This is a genomic window from Sphingomonas sp. IBVSS2 (assembly GCF_002127225.1).
In the GTDB taxonomy this organism is placed as follows: domain Bacteria; phylum Pseudomonadota; class Alphaproteobacteria; order Sphingomonadales; family Sphingomonadaceae; genus Sphingomonas.
Genome location: NZ_NFUR01000002.1, coordinates 663,169 through 684,171, shown reverse-complemented (window position 1 = coordinate 684,171; position 21,003 = coordinate 663,169). Strand labels below are relative to the sequence as shown.

At 68.6% G+C, this 21,003-nt stretch carries 17 protein-coding genes; 7 read left to right on the top strand and 10 right to left on the bottom strand.

From position 1 onward, the window contains the following. Positions 1 to 15 precede the first annotated feature (15 nt). The 5 genes from CAP40_RS09245 to CAP40_RS09220 all read right to left on the bottom strand — a co-directional run bounded on the left by CAP40_RS09245 (position 16) and on the right by CAP40_RS09220 (position 6,500). A complete protein-coding gene (locus tag CAP40_RS09245) occupies positions 16 to 1,611 on the bottom strand; it encodes a hypothetical protein (protein ID WP_256924101.1) in 1,596 nt (531 codons plus the stop codon). Beyond that, positions 1,608 to 2,756 carry an AAA family ATPase gene (locus CAP40_RS09240; protein WP_256924100.1) on the bottom strand — a complete coding sequence of 383 codons (1,149 nt, stop codon included), beginning with the start codon at positions 2,754 to 2,756 and terminating at the stop codon, positions 1,608 to 1,610. Before CAP40_RS09240 ends, CAP40_RS09245 begins: the two co-directional genes overlap by 4 nt. 1 nt (position 2,757) lies before the next feature. After that, positions 2,758 to 4,272, bottom strand: a complete 1,515-nt coding sequence (locus tag CAP40_RS09230) for an XrtA system polysaccharide chain length determinant (RefSeq protein WP_086129063.1) — start codon at positions 4,270 to 4,272, stop codon at positions 2,758 to 2,760. 10 nt (positions 4,273 to 4,282) lie between these two features. Further along, positions 4,283 to 4,927: an XrtA/PEP-CTERM system exopolysaccharide export protein gene (locus CAP40_RS09225; RefSeq protein ID WP_086129062.1), complete on the bottom strand. Its 645-nt coding sequence runs from the start codon at positions 4,925 to 4,927 to the stop codon at positions 4,283 to 4,285. A gap of 169 nt (positions 4,928 to 5,096) precedes the next feature. Beyond that, positions 5,097 to 6,500, bottom strand: coding sequence for an FRG domain-containing protein (locus CAP40_RS09220; RefSeq protein WP_218822126.1), 1,404 nt, complete (start codon positions 6,498 to 6,500; stop codon positions 5,097 to 5,099). A 264-nt stretch (positions 6,501 to 6,764) separates the two neighbouring features. On the opposite strand from CAP40_RS09220, the gene CAP40_RS09215 reads away from it, so the two are divergent. The 4 genes from CAP40_RS09215 (at position 6,765) to rnk (ending at position 11,698) form a co-directional block, all read left to right on the top strand. Beyond that, positions 6,765 to 9,179, top strand: a complete 2,415-nt coding sequence (locus CAP40_RS09215; RefSeq protein ID WP_086129061.1) for a TonB-dependent siderophore receptor — start codon at positions 6,765 to 6,767, stop codon at positions 9,177 to 9,179. A gap of 99 nt (positions 9,180 to 9,278) precedes the next feature. After that, positions 9,279 to 9,836: a helix-turn-helix transcriptional regulator gene (locus tag CAP40_RS09210; protein WP_086129060.1), complete on the top strand. Its 558-nt coding sequence runs from the start codon at positions 9,279 to 9,281 to the stop codon at positions 9,834 to 9,836. A gap of 98 nt (positions 9,837 to 9,934) precedes the next feature. Beyond that, entirely contained in the window at positions 9,935 to 11,092 is a 1,158-nt protein-coding gene (locus CAP40_RS09205; RefSeq protein ID WP_086129059.1) for a CynX/NimT family MFS transporter, read from the top strand. Positions 11,093 to 11,299: 207 nt separating this feature from the next. Next, positions 11,300 to 11,698, top strand: a complete 399-nt coding sequence (rnk, locus tag CAP40_RS09200) for a nucleoside diphosphate kinase regulator (RefSeq protein WP_086129058.1) — start codon at positions 11,300 to 11,302, stop codon at positions 11,696 to 11,698. 7 nt (positions 11,699 to 11,705) lie between these two features. Here the strand turns inward: rnk and CAP40_RS09195 are convergent, their stop codons facing one another. Both CAP40_RS09195 and CAP40_RS09190 read right to left on the bottom strand, forming a co-directional pair. After that, positions 11,706 to 12,893 carry a pyridoxal-dependent decarboxylase, exosortase A system-associated gene (locus CAP40_RS09195; RefSeq protein WP_086129057.1) on the bottom strand — a complete coding sequence of 396 codons (1,188 nt, stop codon included), beginning with the start codon at positions 12,891 to 12,893 and terminating at the stop codon, positions 11,706 to 11,708. Next, positions 12,890 to 14,383: an acyl-CoA ligase (AMP-forming), exosortase A system-associated gene (locus tag CAP40_RS09190; protein ID WP_179188014.1), complete on the bottom strand. Its 1,494-nt coding sequence runs from the start codon at positions 14,381 to 14,383 to the stop codon at positions 12,890 to 12,892. Before CAP40_RS09190 ends, CAP40_RS09195 begins: the two co-directional genes overlap by 4 nt. A 71-nt stretch (positions 14,384 to 14,454) precedes the next feature. Here CAP40_RS09190 and CAP40_RS09185 point away from each other — a divergent pair, with 71 nt between their 5' ends. Genes CAP40_RS09185 through CAP40_RS09175 form a run of 3 tightly spaced genes read left to right on the top strand, consistent with a single transcriptional unit; the run spans position 14,455 to position 16,225 of the window. Then, the gene (locus CAP40_RS09185) at positions 14,455 to 14,727 is read left to right on the top strand and encodes an acyl carrier protein (protein WP_086129056.1); all 273 of its coding nucleotides are present in this window, start codon (positions 14,455 to 14,457) and stop codon (positions 14,725 to 14,727) included. Continuing rightward, positions 14,724 to 15,419 (top strand): hypothetical protein, encoded by a 696-nt coding sequence (locus CAP40_RS09180; RefSeq protein WP_086129055.1) that lies wholly within the window; start codon positions 14,724 to 14,726, stop codon positions 15,417 to 15,419. The genes CAP40_RS09185 and CAP40_RS09180 overlap by 4 nt, the downstream gene beginning before the upstream one ends. Continuing rightward, complete coding sequence (locus CAP40_RS09175; RefSeq protein WP_086129054.1) at positions 15,407 to 16,225, top strand: hydrolase 1, exosortase A system-associated; 819 nt, start codon at positions 15,407 to 15,409, stop codon at positions 16,223 to 16,225. The genes CAP40_RS09180 and CAP40_RS09175 overlap by 13 nt, the downstream gene beginning before the upstream one ends. Positions 16,226 to 16,270: 45 nt before the next feature. On the opposite strand, the gene trxB is transcribed toward CAP40_RS09175, so the two are convergent. The 3 genes from trxB to CAP40_RS09160 form a co-directional block, all read right to left on the bottom strand. Continuing rightward, a complete protein-coding gene (gene trxB / locus CAP40_RS09170) occupies positions 16,271 to 17,245 on the bottom strand; it encodes a thioredoxin-disulfide reductase (RefSeq protein WP_086129396.1) in 975 nt (324 codons plus the stop codon). A gap of 169 nt (positions 17,246 to 17,414) precedes the next feature. Continuing rightward, on the bottom strand, positions 17,415 to 18,572 hold the full coding sequence (locus CAP40_RS09165) for a DUF3089 domain-containing protein (protein ID WP_086129053.1): 1,158 nt from the start codon (positions 18,570 to 18,572) through the stop codon (positions 17,415 to 17,417). Further along, positions 18,573 to 20,909 (bottom strand): TonB-dependent receptor, encoded by a 2,337-nt coding sequence (locus tag CAP40_RS09160; RefSeq protein ID WP_086129052.1) that lies wholly within the window; start codon positions 20,907 to 20,909, stop codon positions 18,573 to 18,575. Positions 20,910 to 21,003 lie beyond the last annotated feature (94 nt).

The following is a 21,003-nucleotide window of genomic DNA, read 5'->3' as shown; positions in this document are numbered from 1 at the left end:
GCTTCGTCCCGACGCTTAGAAACCGTAACGCAATCCCAGCAGCGCCTGGGCGCTGGCCGAGCTCTGGCCCTCCCGCTCGAACCCGAACACGCCCGCGGAAAGGGTCGCGCCCAGCCGCCCGAAGCGATGGGTATAGGCCGTATTCGCTCCCCAACCGTAAATCCCGTCATTCCCCGGAATGTCGCTGTTGTAATAGCTGCCGAGGATGCTGCCCTGAAGGGCGCCGTTGGGCCCCACATCGGTGGAGGCGAAGAGCTGGGCGTAAATGCTGGTGTCGCTGGTGCCGTTGGTGGTGAAGGCAGTGCCGCCCGCCGGCGCGATGAAGTCGCGCCGCGCCCAGCCGCCGCCGATGCCGAAGCGGGTGCCGCCGCGGCCGGCCACCGCCACCGCGGTCACGCCCCGCGCGCGATAGGCCGAGGTCGCCGCCGAGGCGAAGACCCCGTTCATGCAGCCGCCCGCCGCCGCGCCCGTGGTGCCATAGATGCAGCCCGAGAACTGGTTGCCGAACGGATCGGTGGTGCTGGCCAGCGCGGTCGGCAGCGTGGCGAGCTGGCCGTTCAGCTGCTGGCCGAAGGTCTGCACCGTGTCGTAGACGCCGATCTGGATGCCGCTGCCCGGGCTCGCCTGATAGCTGAGCGAGCCGGTATAGCTCATCGAGCCGTAGCGGCGGCCGACGCGCGCTTCCAGGAAGGTGCGCCGGCTCGGCCGCCAGATCACGCCCGCATCCCAGAACATGCCGTCCAGGTCATAGGCGATGCGGCGCGGCGAATTGGGATCGGTCTTGAAGCGCCCCGCCCCGTCGACCACCGGGTTTCCGGCGGTATCGCGCAGCGGATCGCGCTGGGTGATCTTGATCTGCTCATAGCCGACGCCGCCGGCCACCGCGAGGCCCTGCGCCACCGGCAACACCACGTCGCCGCGGCCATATTTGCCCTCGAAGCGCTGGTCGAGCTGGCCGGCATCCTCGCGCGTGTAGGACCCGCTGGCGGTGATGCCGACGGGCAGCACCGTGCCCGATTTCACGCCGACGCTGGCAGTTGCGACATGCACCTTGGAATCGTTGTAGTTGTCGAGCCGCGGCTGGCCCGGCGCCACGCCGGTCTGCCCGGGCGCCTCGACCTTGGTGTAGCCGAAGCGATAGGCGCCGTTGACGAACATCGGCCCCAGATGCGTCGCCACGTTCGGCCCGATATAGCCCGAGAAGACCTGGGCGGAATTGCTGAAATTGCCGACATTGCTGGTCTGCACGTCGCCGCGGATGTCCGATCGGGTGCGCGTCGCGATGCCGCCCGCCTCGATCGAGAAGCCCGGCGCCACCTTCGCCTTCACGGTCGCCAGGCCGCTATGGGTGTGATCGTTGTTCAGCCTGTTCTGATAGTCGAACCGGTGCTCGTAGCGATAGCTCACCTGCACCTCGACACGGCGCGACTGGACCGAGGCGTCGATCCCCGCGCCGATCGTCGAATAGGTCAGCACGTCGCCACCGTTGAGATCGGCCGCGACCACCTGGCTCGCATCGATATAGGGCGTGATGCGCGCGCGCTGGGCGCTGGCCGGCGCGGCGGCCATGACGGCGGCAAGCGCCGCGCCCGTGACGATGAGCCGCTTCACCGGCCTTCCTCCCCATATTCGTAATAGCTGCCGAACCGCCGCCCGCCCGGCTGGAACGACACGGAATTGAGCACGAGCTGGATATGCTCGCAGGCGTCGAGCGTGTTCACTGCGGCGCGCAGGTCGCCCTCGCTGGTCTTGTCGGCGCGCACGACGAGCATCACCTGCCCCACGTGCAGCGCCAGGACCGATGCGGGAGACGCGGCCAGCGCAGGCGGCGAATCGAAGATCACGATGCGGCGCGGATTGGCCTCGGCCAGCCCGTCGAGCAGTGCGCGGGCACGGTCGCTCGCCAGCAGCTCGGTGTCGCTGATCGAACGCGCGCCGGCCGGCAGCACCGAAAGCTGCGGCACGTCGGTGTCGATGATGCAGTCCTCGACGCTCGCCACCGATCCCGCCAGCACGTCGAGCAGGCCCGGGCCGCCCGGCAGGCCGAGGCGCGGCAGCACGTCGGGCTTGGGGAAGTCAGCATCGACCAGCAGCACCTCGACGTCCTTCTCGGTCGCCATCGAGAGCGCGAGGTTGATCGCGCAGAAGGTCTTGCCCTCGCCCGGCTGGGCCGAGCAGACGAGGATCATGCGGGCGCGGTCGGCCGCTTTGGCCGTATCCTTGGCGGCGACGGCGCGGGCAGTGAGCAGCAGCTGGCGCTTCACCATGCGGAACTCCTCGGCCAGCGGCGTGATCGCCGCGCCGGGCATCAGCATTCCGCCCTGTTCGAGCACCTCGCGGTCGAGCGCCGCCGCGCGGCGGCCGGCCGGGCGCGCGGTGGCGATCTGCGGCTCGGGCTCGGCGGGGATGCCGCGCGCGAGCGCCGGCTGCACCGGTTCCGGTTCGGGAGCGGGCTCCGGCTCCGGCTGGGGAGCCGGCATGGCGATGGGTTCGGGCGCCTGCTGCACCGGCGCCGGCTCGGGCTGCGGCGGCACGGGCGCCGGCTCGAGCTGCACTTCGGGCGGCGGCGAGGCCTGCGGCACCAGCGGCGGCACCACCATCGCGGGTTGCGCCACCGGCGCCGCCGCGCGCTTGCGCACCGGCGGCGGCGTTGGCGCTTCCTCGGGCGGCTCGACCGGCGGAGGCGCATAATGGAACGAAGGCGCCGCCCGTTCGAGCAGCGACCCCTTGAGCCGGCGGGGAGTCTGGTCGTTCATCTCAGGCTCCCATGCCGCGTTGGAGGAATTCGACGCCGATCAGCCCCACATAGGCGCAGCACAGGGCAGCCAGTCCGCCGGCGAACAGCACCAGCTTCCGGCGCCGCATCGCGGTCTGTGCGGCGGTCACCACTTCGCCGATCGAGCCGATCACCGGCATGCCGCTGGCCCTTTCCAGCTTGGCGGCGGTCGGGAAGGTCGTCGTCAGCTTGCCCAGCGCAAAGGCCGCGGCCAGGCCGGCGCCCAGGCCGGCGATCAGCACGCCGGTGAGCAGCAGCGGCCGGTTGGGCGAGCTCGGCGCGCGCGGCTGGGTGGGCGGATCGACCACGTTGAACTTGTCGGCATCGGCGACATTCTGCGCCTGGCTCGCGATCTTCATCTGCTCGCGCTGGGCGAGCAGCGTGTCATACTGGCCCTTGAGCACCTGATATTGGCGCTCGATCTCGCCCTGCTCGGCGGCCACGCCCGGCGCTTCGGCCATCTTGGCCTGGAGCAGGTTCAGGTCGCCTTCGATCTGCGCCTTGCGCTGGATCAGCGCGGCGACGGTCGCCTGCTTGTCCGCCCGCATCGATTGCAGGCCGATATAGACCGGATTGGAAGCGCCGGCCGAAGCGCCGCTCACCACCGGTTCGCGCGCCGCCGCGCTCTGTGCGGCAGCGAGCTGGTTCTTCAGCGCGATCACGTCGGGATGGCTGTCGGTATAGCCCTTGGCCCGCGCATCGGCGAGCTGGCCCTGGATCGCCGCGAGCCGCGCCCGCGCCGGGCCGGTCACCGCGCCGCCGCCGGCGCCGGCGACATTGGCCGGCGTGCTCGCCATCTGGGCGTTGACGACGTTGAGGCTCGATTGCGCCGCCGCCAGATCGGACTGGATCTGGCCGAGCTGGGTGCGTGCGGCGGAGACGCGATCGTCGATCGATCCGGTACCGGGCAGCGAGCCGAGATAGCGGTTCTGGAAGTCCGCCTTCTTCGCCTCGGCGTCCGCGAGCTGCTTCTGCCGCGCGTCGAGCTGCTGGTCCATGAAGTCGAGCGACTGGCTCGACTGGTCCCGATTGTCGGAGAGATTCGCCTCGACGAAGATGTCGATCAGCTTCTGGGTGATCTGGCGGGCGAGCTTGCCGCTCGGCGCGGTGACGCTGATCTCGAACAGATTGTCCTGCTGGGCGGTCAGCTTGATCGCCTTCTGGAGGCCGGCCACCCGGTCCGCCACATCGCGGTCGGTCGCCACGGTGCGGGCCAGGTCGGTGCCGCGCACCACCTTCTCCAGGTTCACCGCAGCAGTCAGCGTCTGGCGGACGCGGTCGAGGTCCTTCTGCTGGTTGAGCGCCGTCGTCCCGTCGGTCGGGATGATCTGGCGCAGCTGCACGAAGATGCGCGCGCGCGATTCATAGTTGTTCGGCATCTGCGACACCACCAGCCAGCCGGCCAGGCAGATGCCCCAGGCCACCGCCAGCGCTACCCAGCGCCGCTGCCAGATCGCGTGCAGTGCGCCGCGCAGCTCGTCGTAGAGGCTCCCCACCCGCGCTACCTCAGAACATGCTCGTGGGGATGATGATCACGTCGCCCGGCTCGAGCTTGACGTTCGCCTTGATGTCGCCGTTCTTCAGCAGGTCGCCCAGGCGCACCTTGTATTCGGTCTGCTTGCCGGTCTGCCGGTCGTAGCGCACCAGCCGCGCGCGGTTGCCCGCCGCGAACTCGCTGAGCCCGCCCACCGCGATCATCGCGTCGAGCAGGGTCATGTTGGCGCGATAGGGGATCGATGCCGGCTTCTCGGTCGCGCCGACGACGCGGACCTGCTGGCTGTACGTCCCGTTGAAATTCTCGACGATCACCGAGACGATCGGATCCTTGATATACTCGCTCAGCGCGAATTTCAGGTCGTCCGCCAGCATCGCCGGGGTCTTGCCCACCGCCGGCATGTCGCTGATCAGCGGCACGGTGATGCGGCCGTCGGGGCGCACCTGCACCTTCGCCGACAGCTCGGGATTGCGCCACACGAAGATCTGGAGCTGGTCCATCGGGCCGATGACATATTCGTCGCTCGGCACCTCGCGCTGCGTCACCGCAGCCGCGGGCGGCAGCTCCGGGCGGCCGCCCCCGCCGCCGCACCCCGCCAGCAGCGCCGCCGCCGCGCCGAGAGCCAGAATTGTCCTGCCGAAACCGATGAAACGCATGCCGAGCTCCTTTCCCGGCGGGCAGGCGCGCCGCCGACGTCTCGGCAGCAACCCGCACAGGATCGCGCTCAGCTATGGGGGCGAGAGGTAAATATCGGGTTAGGCCTTGCGGACCGTTCGTCGCTTCATCCCGTTGGGGCACGCGGTCCCGCGGCGGGACCGCGCCCGCTCAGGCGCAACGGCCTCCCCGATATCGCTCCCGGAGATGAACGGTCGTCTGGTCGATGCTCGGATACACGGTAGTCGCATTGACGTTGATGCTGTCGAGCTGCCGCAGGATATGCGCCTTGTCGGTGATCGTGATCCGGGAAATCGCCATGCCCTCCTGGCCATCCTCGGAAAGCGTCGCGTCATGCCCATAGAGCAGAAAGGCGCCCGCCTGCGACTTGATCCGCGTGTTGGTTCGCTTCGCCTTCACGCAAACGATCGACCTGAGATCGTCGGGGACCATGCGCGGCTCGAAGAACCCCTTTTCCGACTTGATGTGGTGCAACAGCTTTCCGGCGACCTCGGTTTCGTTGAACGCCTCCATGGTGAGGTTCAAGTCCATGTCGTTCTTCTGCTCGAACGTCAGATTGGAGATGTTGGCCAGGCAGCTCACCGTATCGGAGTCGTAATATTTCACGTCGTCCGATCGCACTCGGAACACAATGACTTCACCGTCGACGTCGCTCGGCCCGTCCCTCCCGTGACAGGCGAAGAACAGCGCAACCAGCGGATTGCTCGAAATGTCCAGGAGCCGGGTCGGCAGCCCGTAATGCTGCATGCGGACCAGGCGGTCGAAGCGATATTGATCGGCCTGGAACTCGTCATAATGGGCAATGAGCAACTCTTTGCAGAGCCGGTCCTCGTTCGGCATGAACTGCCATGCGCCATCCGCCGATTTCCGCAAGAGGGACGGCGTCAGTTCGAAGCGCGCATCCTCATGCCCGCGAAAGAAGCTTTCGGTTTCCTCGCCGCTGGACGGCTCGCCGTCGGCCCGCCCGTCGCCGGACAGCTTGTACAGCAGCTGCAGAAAGGCCTCGACGCTGCCCGCGACGCCTAGCGTCTCGCGGATACGCGGCGGCGGTGCCGCGGCCCCCGGCTCGACTTCCTGCGCGACCAGTTTCGCGAGATCCGGCTTCAAGCCCGGCTTGAGCTCCGCCAACTCGGCCAGGATCGCCTGCGCATCTCCCGCCCTGACGGCCCAATGCGTGCGAAAGAGCTGATAGGCATCGGCGCCGAACAGGTCGCGGGCCTCGTCGAGGTCGGCAAAGTCGATCTCGCCGAAATCGATGAGCGTCTCGAACCGGGTGGATACTTCTCTCCGCCCCGCATCGGTCTCGTCGATCCGGCCATATTTGACGAGCATCGAGACGCCTTCGCCCCTGCCCTTGCGCATCACCTCGCTGCAGAGGAAAGTGGGCAGCTTCTCCAGGAATGCGACGGCGCTTGCGTCCAGATCGCCAAGCCGCTCCTCGATGTCGGTGGGCGTGTATTCGAACATGCGCGCACGGTTCATCCCGATCGTCTTGATCTTCCCCTCGACATAATCGGGGTTACCGAAAGCTATGTAATTGAAGTTATCCGACATATTTACTCTGCCCGGGCGTTTCCCCTGCCTAACCATGGCCATCGGAGTCGCGGCAATGGCCGCCACGGGGAATTTTTGGACCGGAATGAATGGATGCGTCGACAACCGCGGAACCATTTCCGCAGCGGCGCGTTCCAAGCCGAGATATGTTGCACTGACGCAACAACACCCAACTCCATTTTTCCCCGCGCCAAACTTTCCTTTGTATCAATTCCCAGTGAGTTGGTAGAGATTTTGCTCACCATAAGAAAAGGTGGGCCCTCCATGCGTTTCCGTTCCTCGTCGCTCCTCGCCATCGCCACCACCCTGGCGTTCGCCGTGCCGCCTGCCTTCGCGCAGGACACCGCCGGGCCGCAGGCCGATCAGGCACCGCCGCCCGAAGACACGCAGATCGTGGTCACCGGCACCCGCGCCCAGGGCCGCTCGCGGCTCGACACCGCCTCGCCGGTCGACGTGCTGAGCGGCACCGCGCTGCGCAACCAGGGCACGACCGAGCTCGGCGCCGCCCTTGCCGCCATCGCCCCCTCGATCGACTTCCCGCGCCCCTCGGCGGTGGACGGCACCGACGCGATCCGCCCCGCCACCTTGCGCGGCCTCTCGCCCGACCAGACGCTGGTCCTGATCAACGGCGTGCGCGCCAACGCCTCGGCGCTGCTCAACATCAACGGCTCGGTCGGGCGCGGCGCCGCCGCCGTCGACCTCAACACCATCCCCGCCACCGCGCTTGAGCGGATCGAAGTGCTGCGCGACGGCGCCTCGGCGCAATATGGCTCGGACGCGATCGCCGGCGTGATCAATGTTCGGCTCAGGGAAGCGCGCTCGGGCGGCGGCGCCACCGCCACCTATGGCTTCTACGCCACCGACATCGACACCGCGCGCGGCAGCCGCTCGGTCACCGGCGAGCCTGCCTTCACCGCCTCGGCCTGGCAGGGCATCGGCTTTGGCGAGGACGGCTATGTCACGCTCTCGGGCGAGTATCTCAACCGCGAGGCGACCAATCGCGCCGATTTCGATCCGCGCGTCACCCCCAGCCGCGTCACCGGCCGCTTCGGCGATCCCGCGGTCGAGCAATATACCGGCTATATCAACGCCGGCACCGGAATCGGCGACAATTTCAAGCTCTATGGCTGGTTCGGCTATCAGGATCGCGACAGCCGCAGCGCCGCCTTCCCGCGCCTGCCCGCCGCCACCGCCGCGGTCTCCGGCATCTATCCGAACGGCTTCCTGCCGATCATCAACACCAAGTCGACCAACGCGAACGGCGCGCTCGGTATCAAGGGCGACCTCGCCGGCTGGGACGTCGACCTCAACGTCGCATATGGCCGCAACAAGATCGCCTATTACACCCGCAACTCGGCGAACTATGCCTATGGCAACGCGTCGCCGACCAGCTTCTATGACGGCGCGCTGATCTATGACCAGTGGGTGGCTGGGCTCGACGTGTCGCGCAAGTTCGACGTGTTCCAGTCGCTGAACGTCGCCTTCGGCGTCGAAGGCCGCCGCGAGGGCTTCAAGATCACGCCGGGCGAGCCGGCCTCCTGGAATTATCCCGCCACCGGCGCCGTGCCGGGCCAGGCGCCGGGCGCGCAGGGCTTTGGCGGCTTCTCTCCGCTCAACGCCATCGAGCGCAGCCGCAAGAACGTCTCGGGCTATCTCGATATCGAGGCCCAGATCACCGACAAGCTGCTGATCGGCCTGGCCGGCCGCGGCGAGCACTATACCGATTTCGGCGACACGGCGACCGGCAAGGTCTCGCTGCGCTACGACATCGCGCCGTGGTTCGCGCTGCGCGGCACCGCCTCGACCGGCTTCCGCGCGCCGAGCCTGCAGCAGCAATATTTCACTTCGATCGCCTCGGTGGTCCAGAACGGCTCGCCGGTCCTCACCGGCACCTTCCCCTCGGTCAGCGTCGTCGGCGCCGCGCTGGGCGGCCTGCCGCTCGAGCCCGAGCGCTCCACCAACCTCTCGGTCGGCACGGTTATCCGCTCGGGCGGGTTCGACCTGACGATCGATGCCTATCAGATCCGCCTGCGCAACCAGCTCGCCCTTTCGGAGAATATCCAGGCGAGCTTCAGCCCCCAGGTCGCGGCGCTGCTCGCCAGCACCAATACCGGCGCCCAGGCCGCGCGCTTCTTCATCAACGGCCTGCGCTCGCGCGTTCGCGGCATCGACGCGGTGGCGCATTACCGCCTGCCCACCGGCGATGCCGGCACGTTCGACTTCACGATCGCGGGCAATCTCAACCAGACCAAGGTCGACCGCAGCAGCATCCCCACCTCGACCGGCACGATCAACCCCGCGCCGGTCCTCTTCGCCCGCAGCCGCATCCTGACGATCGAGCAGGGCACGCCGGGCCAGAAGGTGACGGGCTCGATCGACTGGTCGCTCGACAAGCTCGCGATCACCGCGCGGGCGAGCTATTATGGCGACGTCAACCAGCCGGGCACCACGCCGGCGGCGGACATCCATAGCGGCCGCCACACTATCACTGACCTCGAGCTGCGTTATCAAGCGCTTAAGGGCGCACAGTTCGCACTCGGCGTGAACAATCTGTTCGACGTGTATCCGGACTATACCATCGCCGCTAACAACAGCACCGGCGTGGTCGGCTTCCCCTATTACTCGCCCTTCGGCTTTGGCGGGCGCTACGTCTATGCGCGGCTCGGCCTGAGCTGGTGAACCATCCCCGAGGGAGCGGCCGCCCGGCCGCTCCCGTTGGCGGCTACCGCAAGCGGGCCTCGCATTGACCCCAGGCCCGGGGAGGCTATTTTCCGCCCCATGCTGCACGATCTCCCCGTGGGCAGGGCCCTGCGCCGCTTCCGCATCCTGAACGGGATCAAGCAGGGTCATGTCGCCGAGCACCTGGCGGTGACCCAGGCCAGCGTTTCGCGCTGGGAAAGCGGCATGCACGAGCCCGACGCGGCGATGCGCGAGCGCATCCTGGCGATGATCGCCGCCAATGCCGGCAACGACGCGGACGCGGCGCTGAAGCGCCTGGTCGAGACGTCGAGCGTCCCGGTGCATCTCGTCTGCGACGCCACCCATCGCCTGCTCGCGGCCTCGCCCGCCCGGGCGATGGCATGGGCGGACAGTGCCGACAGCTTCCTGAACCGCTCGCTCTGGGCCTTTGCCAGCCCCGAGATCGTCGCCGCGGAAGAAGGGCTCGCCGATCGCGGCTGGTATGATCGCCCGTTCCAGCGGCTGGAGTTCCACACCGGCCATAACGGCAGCGTGGTGATCGCCGTGCTGCCGGGCACGATGCGCTGGGAGACGGTGCCGCTCGCCGATGGCCGGATCGGCCGCATCACCACGACGATCGCGAGCGACCCGGCATAGAGCCACGCCCCGATCGGAAGGTGGGCCGGGAGTCCGCGTCCCGGGCCTTGTATAATCTATTCGTGGCCATCGGCCGCCACCGCCCCTAGCAGGGCCGCATGCGCACGCCCTGGCCCCGAATCATCATACTCTGGCTGGTCGGAATCCTCGCCGCGGCGCAGCTGGCCAAGATCTCCGCCATCGCGCCGATCCTGCGCGAGAGCTTCCATTTGTCGCTCCCCCAGATCGCCCTGCTGATCTCGCTCCTCGAAGTGGGCGGCGCCCTGTTCGGCTTCGTCGCCGGCCTGGGCCTTGCCCGTTTCGGCATGCGCGCCTTCCTGCTGCTCGGCGGCGCGACGCTCGCCGGCACCAGCCTGGTCGAGGCGATCGCTCCCAACCCTGCCATCCTGTTCACCGCCCGCGCGGTGGAGGGTGTGGGCTATCTGCTGATGGTCATCGTCGCGCCCACCGCCATCGCCGCGCTCGCCACCGACCGGAGCCGCGGCCGCGCGCTCGCCCTGTGGAGCACGTTCGTGCCCGTCGGCCTGGCATTGGGAAGCGCGGTCACTGCCTCGCTGGTCACGCTGGCGGGGCCGCGCGGCGTGATGCTGGTCTGGGCGGTGGCGCTGGCCGCGATCACGGCACTGCTCACCCGCTTCCCGCTTCCCGGCGCGAGCAGCCGGCGGATCACGCTTCCCGCTCCGGCCGCCTGGATCTCCACCTTCGCCTTCGGGCTCTACACGCTGTTCGTGTGCGCGCTGCTCATGCTGCTGCCGAGTTTCCTGGTCGAGCGCAGCGGCGCCCCGATCGAGCAGGTCGGGCTGATCACCGCACTGGCCTCGCTCGCCGCCCTGCCCGGCTCGGCCGCCGCCATGTGGATGATGCGGGGCGGCGCGCTCGGCCGGCGCCGGATGATGCTGGTCTCGACGCTGGCCCTGCTCGCCACGCTGCCGCTGGTCCTGTGGCTCTATCGGGGTGCCGGGGCGGGCCTGGTCGAAAGCGGTGTCCTCGCCGTCGGCGCGACCCTGATCAGCGGCCTCGTCCCGCCGCTGATGTTCGCCCGCCTGCCCGCCCAGGCCGGCGCCACCACGCCCGACGATCCCCGGATCGCGGCGGCGAACGGCCTGATCACCCAGTTCGGCGCGGGCGGCGCGCTGCTCGGCCCACCACTGGCCGGCATGGTCGTCGCCGCCTGGGGCTGGCCGGCGCTCGGCATCGCGCTGATCGCGCTGGTGCTGGCGATGCTGGCCTGCCTGCTGGTCGCCGAAAGCCTCTGACCCGGTTTGACAACGCCCGGTCCAGGCTCCATCCTCCCCACATGATGCTTCGCGCACCCACGCTGCGATACCGCATTCACGCGGGACAGTCCCTGGCAGGCAACTAGCCCCGGGTTCTCCTCAGGCATGTCCCGGAGATCCGGGGCCAAGCGATGCGCCGTTCGGCGCCCCGGCGGCATCGCCGCCTTTGCCTGGGAGTTCCAGAATATGAGCAAGACCCGCAAGGCGGCCAGCCGGCCGCCGATCGACATGATCGATTCCGAAGCCGAGCGGCTCGCCGGCCTGGCGCTCAGTGTCGAGCGCCGCTTTCCCGCGGTCAGCGCGCTGCTGCTCCGCGAGACCGAACGCGCGAGGCTGCACAGCGCGGCCGCCATCTCGCCCGACACGGTGACGATGGGCTCCACGGTGGAGTTCGTCGACGACAGCAACGGCACGCGGCGCACCGTCACGCTCGTCTACCCGCCCGACGCGGACATCTCCCGGGGGCGAATCTCGATCCTCACGCCCGTCGGCGCGGCGCTGATCGGGCTGCGGACCGGCCAGTCGATCCTGTGGCCCGATCGCCACCTCACCGTGCTGCAGGTGCACCGGCCCGGGCCGTGCTGATCCCGGCTCAGACCAGCAATTCGGCCGCCGGCGGATGCCCCAGGAACGCGCTGGGGCTCGCGCTGGCCCCATAGGCCCCGGAGGCGAACACCGCGATCCTGTCCCCCACCTCGGCACGGGGCAGCGCCACGCGGTCGGCCAGCCGGTCCAGCGGCGTGCAGAGCGGGCCGACGATCGTCACCACTTCCTCGGCCGGATCCTGCATCCGGTGCGCCACCGCCACGGGATAGTTGCGGCGCACCACCGTGCCGAAATTGCCGGTGGCGGCGAGGTGATGGTTCAAGCCGCCCTCGACCACCAGGAAGGTCTCCCCCTGGCTCTCCTTCCGGTCGACCACGCGGGCAAGGTACACGCCCGCCTCGCCCACCAGCCAGCGGCCGAGCTCCACGGCATATTCGGTGTCCAGCCCCCGGATCGCCTCGCCCAGCGCCGCGCCCACCGCCGCCACGTCGAGCGGCGCGTCGCCGGGGAAATAGGGGATGCCGAAGCCGCCCCCCAGGTTGACCAGCGGCGGCCGCGCACCGGCCTCGTCCGCCAGCCGCGCGGCGAGCGCCACCGTGGCCGCCTGGGTCTCGATCACCGAGGCGGCATCCAGCGCCTGCGATCCGGCGAAGATGTGGAAACCGCGCCATTCCGCACCGGCCTCGATCACCCGCCGCACCAGCGCCGCCGCCCGGCGCGCATCCACGCCGAAGGGCGAGGCACGCCCGCCCATCTTCATCCCCGATCCGCGCAGCTCGAAATCCGGGTTCACCCGCACCGCGAGCCGCGGCGTCACGCCCAGCCGGGCCCCGATCGCGAATGCGCGCTCGGCCTCGGCCTCCGATTCGAGATTGAGCGTCACCCCCGCGCCCAGCGCGGCTTCCAGCTCGGAATCGCGCTTGCCGGGCCCGGCGAAGCTGATGTCCGCCGCCGCCATGACGTCACGCGCCCGGGCCAGTTCGCCCGCCGAGGCCACGTCCATCCCGTCCACCAGCGGCGCGATGCGTTCGAGCAGCGGCGGGAAGGGGTTGGCCTTGATGGCATAATGAACGCCGATATTGCCGGGCAGCGCCGCGCGCAGGCGGGCGATGCGCGCCGCCACCACCGTGAAGTCATAGACATAGGCCGGGGTCTGGGCGTCCGGCCATGGCAGTTCGCGCAATGCCGCAAATTCGGGCGGGATCGGGCCATGCGGTTTCGCGGTAACGGTCATTTGTCCCCCAAATTCGCCCTGAGCGCCGCCCGGTCCAGTTTGCCATTGGCGTTGCGCGGGAGCTCCGGGCGCCAGTCGTAGCGCGCCGGCTGCATGAAGCTCGGCAGTTCGCGCCGCAGCCGCTCGCGCAGCGCGGCCTCGCGGCTGCCGTCGCCGCGCGCGATCACCATGATCGCCTGGCCCAGCCTTTCGTCCGCCACGCCGAATGCCGCAGCCTCGCCGGTCTCGCCGCCCGAGAGCACGGCTTCCTCGATCTCGGTGGGGCTGATCCGGTTGCCGGCCGATTTGATCATCTCGTCGTCGCGGCCGACGAAGCGGAGCAACCCGTCCTCGCCCAGCCGCACCGTGTCGCCCGACCACACCGCCATGCCGCCGCTCTCGGCAAAGGCGGGCGCGGGGCGGAAGCGCTGCGCCGTCCGCTCGGGGTCGCGCCAATAGCCCTGGGCGACCAGCGGACCCGCATGGACCAGTTCGCCCTGGGAGGCCGGTGCGCCGTCCGGACCGACCACGAGGATCTCGGCGAACGGAATCGCCGTGCCGATGGCATCGGGATGCGCGTCGACCAGCCGGGGATGGAGATAGGTCGATCGGAACGCCTCGGTCAGCCCGTACATCGGATAGAGGTCGGCATTGGGGAAACGCGCCCGCAGGTCGCGCACCATCCTCAGGGTAAGTGCGCCACCCGAATTGGTTAGGCGACGAAGCTTCGATGCAGTCTCAACCGGCCATTCCGCCTCGAGCAGCTGCACCCATAGCGGCGGGACCCCGGCCAGGCTGGTGATGCCGAAGCGTTCGACTGCCTTTATGACGTCGCGCGCAGTCAGGTAATCGAGCGGCACCACCCGGGCGCCTGCAGCCCAGGTGGAGAAGAGCTGGTTCTGCCCATAGTCGAAGCTGAGTGGCAGCACTCCGAGCACGCGATCCTCAGATTCTATCTCAAGATAATGGGCTACACTTATGGCTCCCAGCCATAAATTGGCGTGACTCAGCATCACGCCCTTCGGCCTGCCGGTCGATCCGGAGGTATAGAGGATCGCCGCGAGCGCATCGGGGCCAGCTTCGGAGGGCGGAAGCGTCCGCTCCGAGATCAACACGCCCTCGTCCACCGCCCGGCAGTCGGCGCCAATATCGCCAACTTCGAGGGCGGCAAGACGCGCCTGTTGGGAAACCAGCGCCCGCGCGCCCGAATCGGCGAGGATATGTGCCACCTGGGCCCGTTTGAGCACCGGGTTCACGGGCACGTGCACCAGCCCCGCCCGCGCCGCCGCCAGCGGCATCAGGCAGGCGGTCCGCGTCTTGGGCAGCCAGCTGGCCACCCGCTCGCCCGGCTCCAGCCCCAGCGCGCGGAGAGCATGGGCCATGCCGCCCACGGCCGCCTCCAGCTGGGCATAGGTGAGCGTGCCCGCCTTGTCCTCCAGCGCCACGGCCTCGGGCTTACCGCGCGACGGCAGGGCATCGAGAGGCCGGGGAACGGGGTCGAGCGGTATCACCCGCACACCCTTATACTTGGCAGCGCCCGCGCCAACCCTTACGGGAGCGAAAAACCGGCAGGGGAAGTGCATTGCAGCCCGATGGGTCGCTCCAAGTCGAAGATACCGTCCGCGGCGTGCTCCGCGACGTGCTGGGCCTGAGCGCGGAGCGCGTGGCCGATTTCCGCGCGGACACGCCGCTTTTCGGGGCGCTGCCCGAGCTCGATTCGCTTGCCGTGGCGGGTGTCCTCACCGAGCTGGAGGACCGGCTCGGCATCCTGATCGAGGATGACGAGGTGGATGGCGAGATGCTCGAGAGCTTCGGTGCCCTCACCCGCTTCGCGGCGGCCAAGGCGCTCCGGTGATCGATCACTACGACTGGGCCGGCGGGCGCGAGGCGATGCTGCGCTTCGGCCCCGCCACCGGCCCGGTCGTGGTCGCGGCGCTGCCGCTGTTCGAGGAAGCCAACCGCACCCGCGCCTTCGTGGTGACGATCCTGCGCCTGCTTGCCGCACGCGGCATCGCGGGTGCCCTGCCCGATCTGCCGGGCCAGGGCGAGAGCCTGATGCCGACCGACAAATCCTCCATCCTCAAGATGCAGGACGCATTCGGCTTCGCCTGCGACAAGTTCGATCGCGAGGGACGCAACTGCTATGCGCTGGGCGTGCGCAGCGGCGCGCTGCTCGATGCGCTAGCGCCCGTCGCCGGTCGCTGGCATTTCGCGCCTATGCTCGGCGAGAAGCTCCTGCGCGAGCTGAAGCGGGCCGCGATCGCCGCCGACCCGCAGCGCCATGACCTGGATTCGCCCATCCTCGGAGGCGACGCGCCGATCGAGATCGCCGGCAATCTGCTTGCTCCGGCCCTGCTCGGCGAGCTTTCCACTGCGCGGCCCGCGCCGGACGCCCGGATAGTCCGCCTGGCCTCGGACACCGCCTATGCAGCGCGCAGAGTGGAAGGCACCCCGCTCTGGCGCCGTGCCGAGCCGGACAACGATCCCGCGCTCGCCGTCCTGCTCGCCGACGATATCGCCGCCTGGGTCCGCACATGCGAAAGCTGATCGCGTTCCCCTGCGCCGGCGAGACATTGCTCGGCACGCTCGACGAAGCGGCCGAGACCACCGGCCTGCTCGTCGTTTCCGGCGGCAATGAGATCCGCATCGGCGCACATCGCGGCATGGCGTTGCTGGCCGAGCGTGTCGCTCGCGCCGACTATCCGGTCCTGCGCTTCGATCGGCGCGGGATCGGGGATTCTACCGGCGAGAATCGCGGGTTCGAGTCGAGTGCCGAAGACATCGCCGCCGCCGCCAGGGCCTTTCGCGAAACCGGCGTCGAGCGGATCGTCGCCTATGGGAATTGCGATGCCGCGACTGCCCTCGCCTTCTTCCACGCCCAGGCGGGCATCGATGCCCTGATCCTCGCCAACCCCTGGTCCATCGAGCCGAGCGACGAGATGCCGCCCGCCGCCGCGATCCGCGCCCGCTATGCGAGCAAGCTGCGCGACCCGAAGGAATGGCTGAGGCTGCTACGCGGCGGCGTTAATATCGCCAATCTGGTCAATGGCTTGCGCAAGATATCGCAGAAGCCATCCCAGGTGCCGGCGGATCTCTCTGCCCATATGGCCGTGGCGCTGGCCGAAACGCAGGTGCCGGTGACGATCCTGCTGGCCAGAGGCGACAATACCGCCATCGCCTTTGCCGATGCCTTCAGGGACCCGGTCTTCGACGCGGCGCGGGGGAAGGTAAGGATCGAGCAGCTCGACAGCGACAGCCACAGCTTCGCGAGCGCCGCCGACAAGCGCTGGCTGCTGGAGAAAGTGCTGGATCAACTCGCCGTCCCTGCGAAGGCCGGGATCTCAGGCGAGTAGGGCTTGCGACACGAGATCCCGGCGTTCGCCGGGATGACGGCTCCCTCACTCCGCCGCGTGCTGCACCACCGTCTCGAAATCCGCCTCGGCCAGGAAGCGCTCTGCGTCGAGCGCGGCCATGCAGCCGGTCCCGGCGGCGGTAACCGCCTGGCGATACTGCTTGTCCATCACGTCGCCACAGGCGAACACGCCGGGCACGCTCGTCTTGGTGGTGCCGGTCTCGACCCGGATGTAGCCATCGTCGTCGAGGTCGATATGGCCGCGGAACAGCTCCGTCGCCGGATGATGGCCGATCGCGACGAAGCCGCCATCGACTTCGATCTGCGACAGCTCGCCGGTCTCCATGTCCTTCAACTCGATCCCCACCAGCCCTTCGGGCTGGCCGCCGGCGATGAAGCGCTCGACCTTCTTGTTCCACAGCACGCTGATCCGCTCGTTGGCGAACAGGCGCTGCTGCAGGATCTTCTCGGCGCGGAACGAATCGCGACGGTGGATCACCGTCACGTCATGGCTGTGATTGGTGAGGTAGAGGGCCTCCTCAACCGCGGTGTTGCCGCCTCCGATCACCGCCACTTTCTTGCCGCGGAAGAAGAAGCCGTCGCAGGTTGCGCAGGCGCTCACGCCCTTGCCCTGGAGCAGCCGTTCCGAATCGAGGCCCAGCCATTTGGCCTGGGCGCCGGTGGCGATCACCAGCACGTCGCCCAGATAGACGGTGCCGCTGTCGCCGACCATGCGGAACGGCCGCTGCGAGACATCGACCTCGACGATCGTGTCCCACATCATCTGCGCGCCGACATGCTCGGCCTGGGCCTGCATCTCCTGCATCAGCCAGGGCCCCTGGATCACGTCGCGGAAGCCGGGATAATTCTCGACGTCCGTGGTGGTCATCAGCTGGCCGCCCGGCTGGATGCCCTGCACCACGATCGGCGACAGGCCGGCGCGCGCGCCATAGATGGCGGCGGTCAGGCCGGCAGGGCCGGAGCCGAGGATCAGCATGCGAGTCGAATGGGTGGCGGTCATCATGGTTTCCGAAATGGCTGAGCCCCGCATCTAGGGGCTCGGCGAGGGTCGAGGCAACATGGGTAGTGTCGCCCCGTCCGCAATGGCTGTGGACAACAGCTTTGGCTCGGCACCCGAAAGCCCCGCTAGCACCGGGCGACGCGGGAAAACGCGCGCGCCGGTGCCTGGCCTAGCTTCCGGCGACGCGATCCGGGTGCGCCGCTCTCCAGGCGTCGACGCGTTCCGACGCATTGCGCCGGATCGCCGCGTAGAAGATGCCATAGTCGCCGAGGTGATAACTGCCGAAAAGGACGCTCAAGACATCCTGGAAGCCGCGCGGCGCGGACCATGGGATATCGACGTTGAGCAACCCCGCCTCGCACGCCGCGCCGGTTAGATGCGGCGTCAGCGCCGTCAGGGTCCGGCCCGGCGCGTCGGCCCGCGCCTTCGGGAAGGGCAGGCTGCCGGGGTTGGCGGCGGCGGGGGCCGCGCCTTCGCGGCGCCAGGTCAACGGATTGACGCAGATCGCCGGCGGCTGGCCCTTGTCCTTTTCGCGGCCGCGCCACCAATAGGTCTTGTCGCGCACCAGGCGAAATGCGCCGGTCCGGCCCTTCTGGCTGGTGTTCCAGGACAGGATGCAGCCGGTCTGGCGCGCATCGTCGCAGATCGGCAGGCCGATCGTTCCGAAATCCGATGGCGCATAGGCCCCGACCACATAGGCGGCGACCAGCCGGGCCTGGAGCGGCGTACCCAGTATCTCCGCCTGAAGGAGCCGCACCGCGTGCATCGCGCCCTGGCTGTGCGCGGCGATCAGGAACGGCCGCCCGTGATTCTCATGCGCGATGAAATGGCGAAAGGCCCGCGCGACATCGGCATAGGCGAGCGCCACCGCCGGGCGGCTCTTCTCCAGCGCACGCAGCGAGGCCTGGCGATAGTGCGGCGCGAAGATGCGGCAACAGCCGTTGAACGCGCTGGCCTGGCCGAGGAGAACGGCGGGATCGAATTCGGACGGCACGGTATAGGCGACGTTCCAGACATCGCTCTGCTGATAAGTGGTCGGGTGGATGAAGAAGACATCGGCCGGCGCCGCGCCCTCCTCCACCGCGGCCATGCCCGGCGGCGTCGAGCGCTCCAGCCCGCCTCGGCCCGGAAACGCCAGCCAGGCATCGGCCCTGGCATAATCGGGTTCGGGCGGCACCTGCGCGGCATCGAAGGGCCGCGCCGGCGACCCGAAAGTCGCGATGACGGTGGCGACCGGACCCATGCCCAGCAACCCCAGCAGAACGATCGCCCCGCACCCCGCCAGGGCGAGCAGCCCCGCCCGCTTCAAGAGCAGCCTCCGACGCATCTAGAATTGCCGGCGCACGCTCATGCCGATCGTCCTGGGCCGCAGGGTGATGGCCGCCTCGATCCCGCTCACGACATTATGGTCGAGCAGCGGCGCCTTATCGAGCAGGTTGTTGACGAACAGATCGACCTGCCAGACGCCGGTATCGATCAACAGGCCGAGATTGACGACGTCATAGGCCTTTTGCCGCCGGGTGAAGTTGCTGGCCGCGACCGGACCGGCCGGCGTGTTGACGATGAAGCTGTCCTCGAACCCCCGCAGGCTCGAACTGCGATATTGATAGTCGGCCCGCGCCGTCGCGCTGACACCGCCGCCGAGCGCGACGCGATAGGCCATATTGGCGTTGGCGATCCATTTCGGCGTATCGAGGACCGGCTGGCCCACCTTGGCCGAGACCCCGGGCGCGCTCCTGGATATCTTGGCATCGGTATAGCTCGCGGCCGCGCCGAGCGTCAGGCCGCCCGTCGCGAACTGGGCGGCCAGCTCCGCGCCCTTGATCTCCGCGCCGCCGACATTGCCGCTGAACGAGAAGCCGCATCCCGGCAGGAAGACGTTCTGCTGGATGTTCTTCCAGTCGGTATAGAAGGCGGCGCCGTTCAGGGTCAGGCGGCGATCGAGGAACTGGTTCTTGCTCCCGACCTCATAGGTCCATAGCGAATCCGAGCGAAAGCTGACCGGCACCGCGGACAGGCCGAGATTGGCCAGATCGGCCTGGCACTGGCCTGGTGCCACCGCGAACGGGTTGCCGCCGCCGGGGCGGAAGCCCTTGGCCGCGCTGGCATAGATCAGATTGTCGCGGCTGGCGCGATAGGAGAGCCCGAACTTCGGGTTGACGCCGCTCTCGCGCGTGCTGGCCGCCCCGTGGGTATCCCCGCCGTTCAACACGCCGTCACCGCGCGTGTCGATCGTCTGCTTGAGATTGAAGTAGCGCAGGGCGGCAGTGGCATCCAGGCCGGGCAGGATCTCGAAGGTGAGATCGGCAAAGGCAGCGAACTGCGTCAGCTTGCTGACGGTATTGCCGTGATAGACCTTGTCGGTGCCGGTCCCGAGCAGCGCCCCGACTCCGATCGAAGTGACGGTCTGGTCGAGCGCGTCGCGCTGCCGTGCATAATAGAGGCCGGCGGTCCAGCGCAGCCGTGCCGCGGGATTGGCGGACGCCGCCCGCAGCTCCTGGCTGAACGTCCTGGTGCTGCTGTTCGACGCGTTGGGCGAGTTGACGCCGTACAGCGCCGGAACCAGCGTCGCGATGTAGAAGGAATAGTCCCGATCGAAGCGGACCGACCGATCGAAATAGGCGGTAAGCGAAGTGATATCGACGTCGCCCAGATGCTTGACCATGTTCAGCGAATAGACGCCGAGGTCGTCGTCGGTCGGCTGCGCGAGGCGGAACGAGCTCTGCAGATCGGGAAGATTGGTCCAGAAGATGCCGCTGTTCTTCTGGCGATAGGCTTGGCGGAACAGCGCCGGCGTGATGTCCAGCGACGGATCGGGCTGCCAGAGCAGCGCCGCCTTCACGGCCAGCACATGGTCCGAATTCTGGTCCCTGTCGGCCAGCGTGCTCAGCGAGGGGCGCACGAGCGGCGTCAGTGCGGCGGGCGGCGCCGTGGTGCTGGTTCGCACGTCGACGGCGGCGCCGTTCGCTACATTGTCGATAAAGCCGGCATTGTCGCGATACAGGGCTCCGGTGCGCAGCACGAGCTTGTCGGACAGCGGCAGGTTGAGCACCGCCTCGCCCTGATAGGAGATGCCGCCATGCGCGGTGCTGGAAATGCCCGCTGCGGTATCCAGCGTGGTGCTGCCCGGTTCCGGCGCGCGGCTGACATATTTGATCGCGCCCCCCATCGCGCTGCCGCCATAGAGCGTCCCCTGCGGCCCCTTGAGGATCTCCACCCGGCCGAAATCGAAGAACACGGGGTCGGCCGCGCCGCTAAAGGCGTTGGTCGCGCCGAGCAGCGAAATGTCGTCGAGATAGATGCCGACGGTGGGGCTGGGCGAAGTCGTGCTGACGCCGCGGATGCTGTACCGGCTCTGGCCCAGCTCGGCGCCCGAGAAGGACACGCCGGGCACCTTGCGCAGCACGTCCTTGAAGTCGCGGACATTGCCCTGGCGCAGTTCCGCCGCCGAAACGGCGTTCACCGAGAGCGGCGCATCCTGGAGGCGTTCGTTGCGCTTGCGGGCAGTGACCACGATCTCGTCGGGCGACGCGGCCCCCTCTTCCTGTGGCCTGGGCTGCTCCGGCAGCTGTGTCTGCGCCTGGGCCGATGCCAGCGGAATGGTGCTGCCGATCGTCGCAAGCGCTAGTGCCGTCCAGGCAGTGCCGTGGAGATGATGTCGCATTATGTCCTACCCTCCCTCCCAACCGGGCGTCCCCTGCCCTGCGCGCCGCGCCTTGTTGGGGGTCGCGTCGCCTCTATGGGAAATCAACCCGATC

Coding starts and splice junctions, on each gene's coding strand:
- CAP40_RS09240 (WP_256924100.1), bottom strand. CDS start 2,756: ATGAACGACCAGACTCCCCGCCGGCTCAAGGGGTCGCTGCTCGAACGG.
- CAP40_RS09225 (WP_086129062.1), bottom strand. CDS start 4,927: ATGCGTTTCATCGGTTTCGGCAGGACAATTCTGGCTCTCGGCGCGGCG.
- CAP40_RS09220 (WP_218822126.1), bottom strand. CDS start 6,500: ATGTCGGATAACTTCAATTACATAGCTTTCGGTAACCCCGATTATGTC.
- CAP40_RS09215 (WP_086129061.1), top strand. CDS start 6,765: ATGCGTTTCCGTTCCTCGTCGCTCCTCGCCATCGCCACCACCCTGGCG.
- CAP40_RS09210 (WP_086129060.1), top strand. CDS start 9,279: ATGCTGCACGATCTCCCCGTGGGCAGGGCCCTGCGCCGCTTCCGCATC.
- CAP40_RS09205 (WP_086129059.1), top strand. CDS start 9,935: ATGCGCACGCCCTGGCCCCGAATCATCATACTCTGGCTGGTCGGAATC.
- rnk (WP_086129058.1), top strand. CDS start 11,300: ATGAGCAAGACCCGCAAGGCGGCCAGCCGGCCGCCGATCGACATGATC.
- CAP40_RS09195 (WP_086129057.1), bottom strand. CDS start 12,893: ATGACCGTTACCGCGAAACCGCATGGCCCGATCCCGCCCGAATTTGCG.
- CAP40_RS09175 (WP_086129054.1), top strand. CDS start 15,407: ATGCGAAAGCTGATCGCGTTCCCCTGCGCCGGCGAGACATTGCTCGGC.
- trxB (WP_086129396.1), bottom strand. CDS start 17,245: ATGACCGCCACCCATTCGACTCGCATGCTGATCCTCGGCTCCGGCCCT.
- CAP40_RS09165 (WP_086129053.1), bottom strand. CDS start 18,572: ATGCGTCGGAGGCTGCTCTTGAAGCGGGCGGGGCTGCTCGCCCTGGCG.
- CAP40_RS09160 (WP_086129052.1), bottom strand. CDS start 20,909: ATGCGACATCATCTCCACGGCACTGCCTGGACGGCACTAGCGCTTGCG.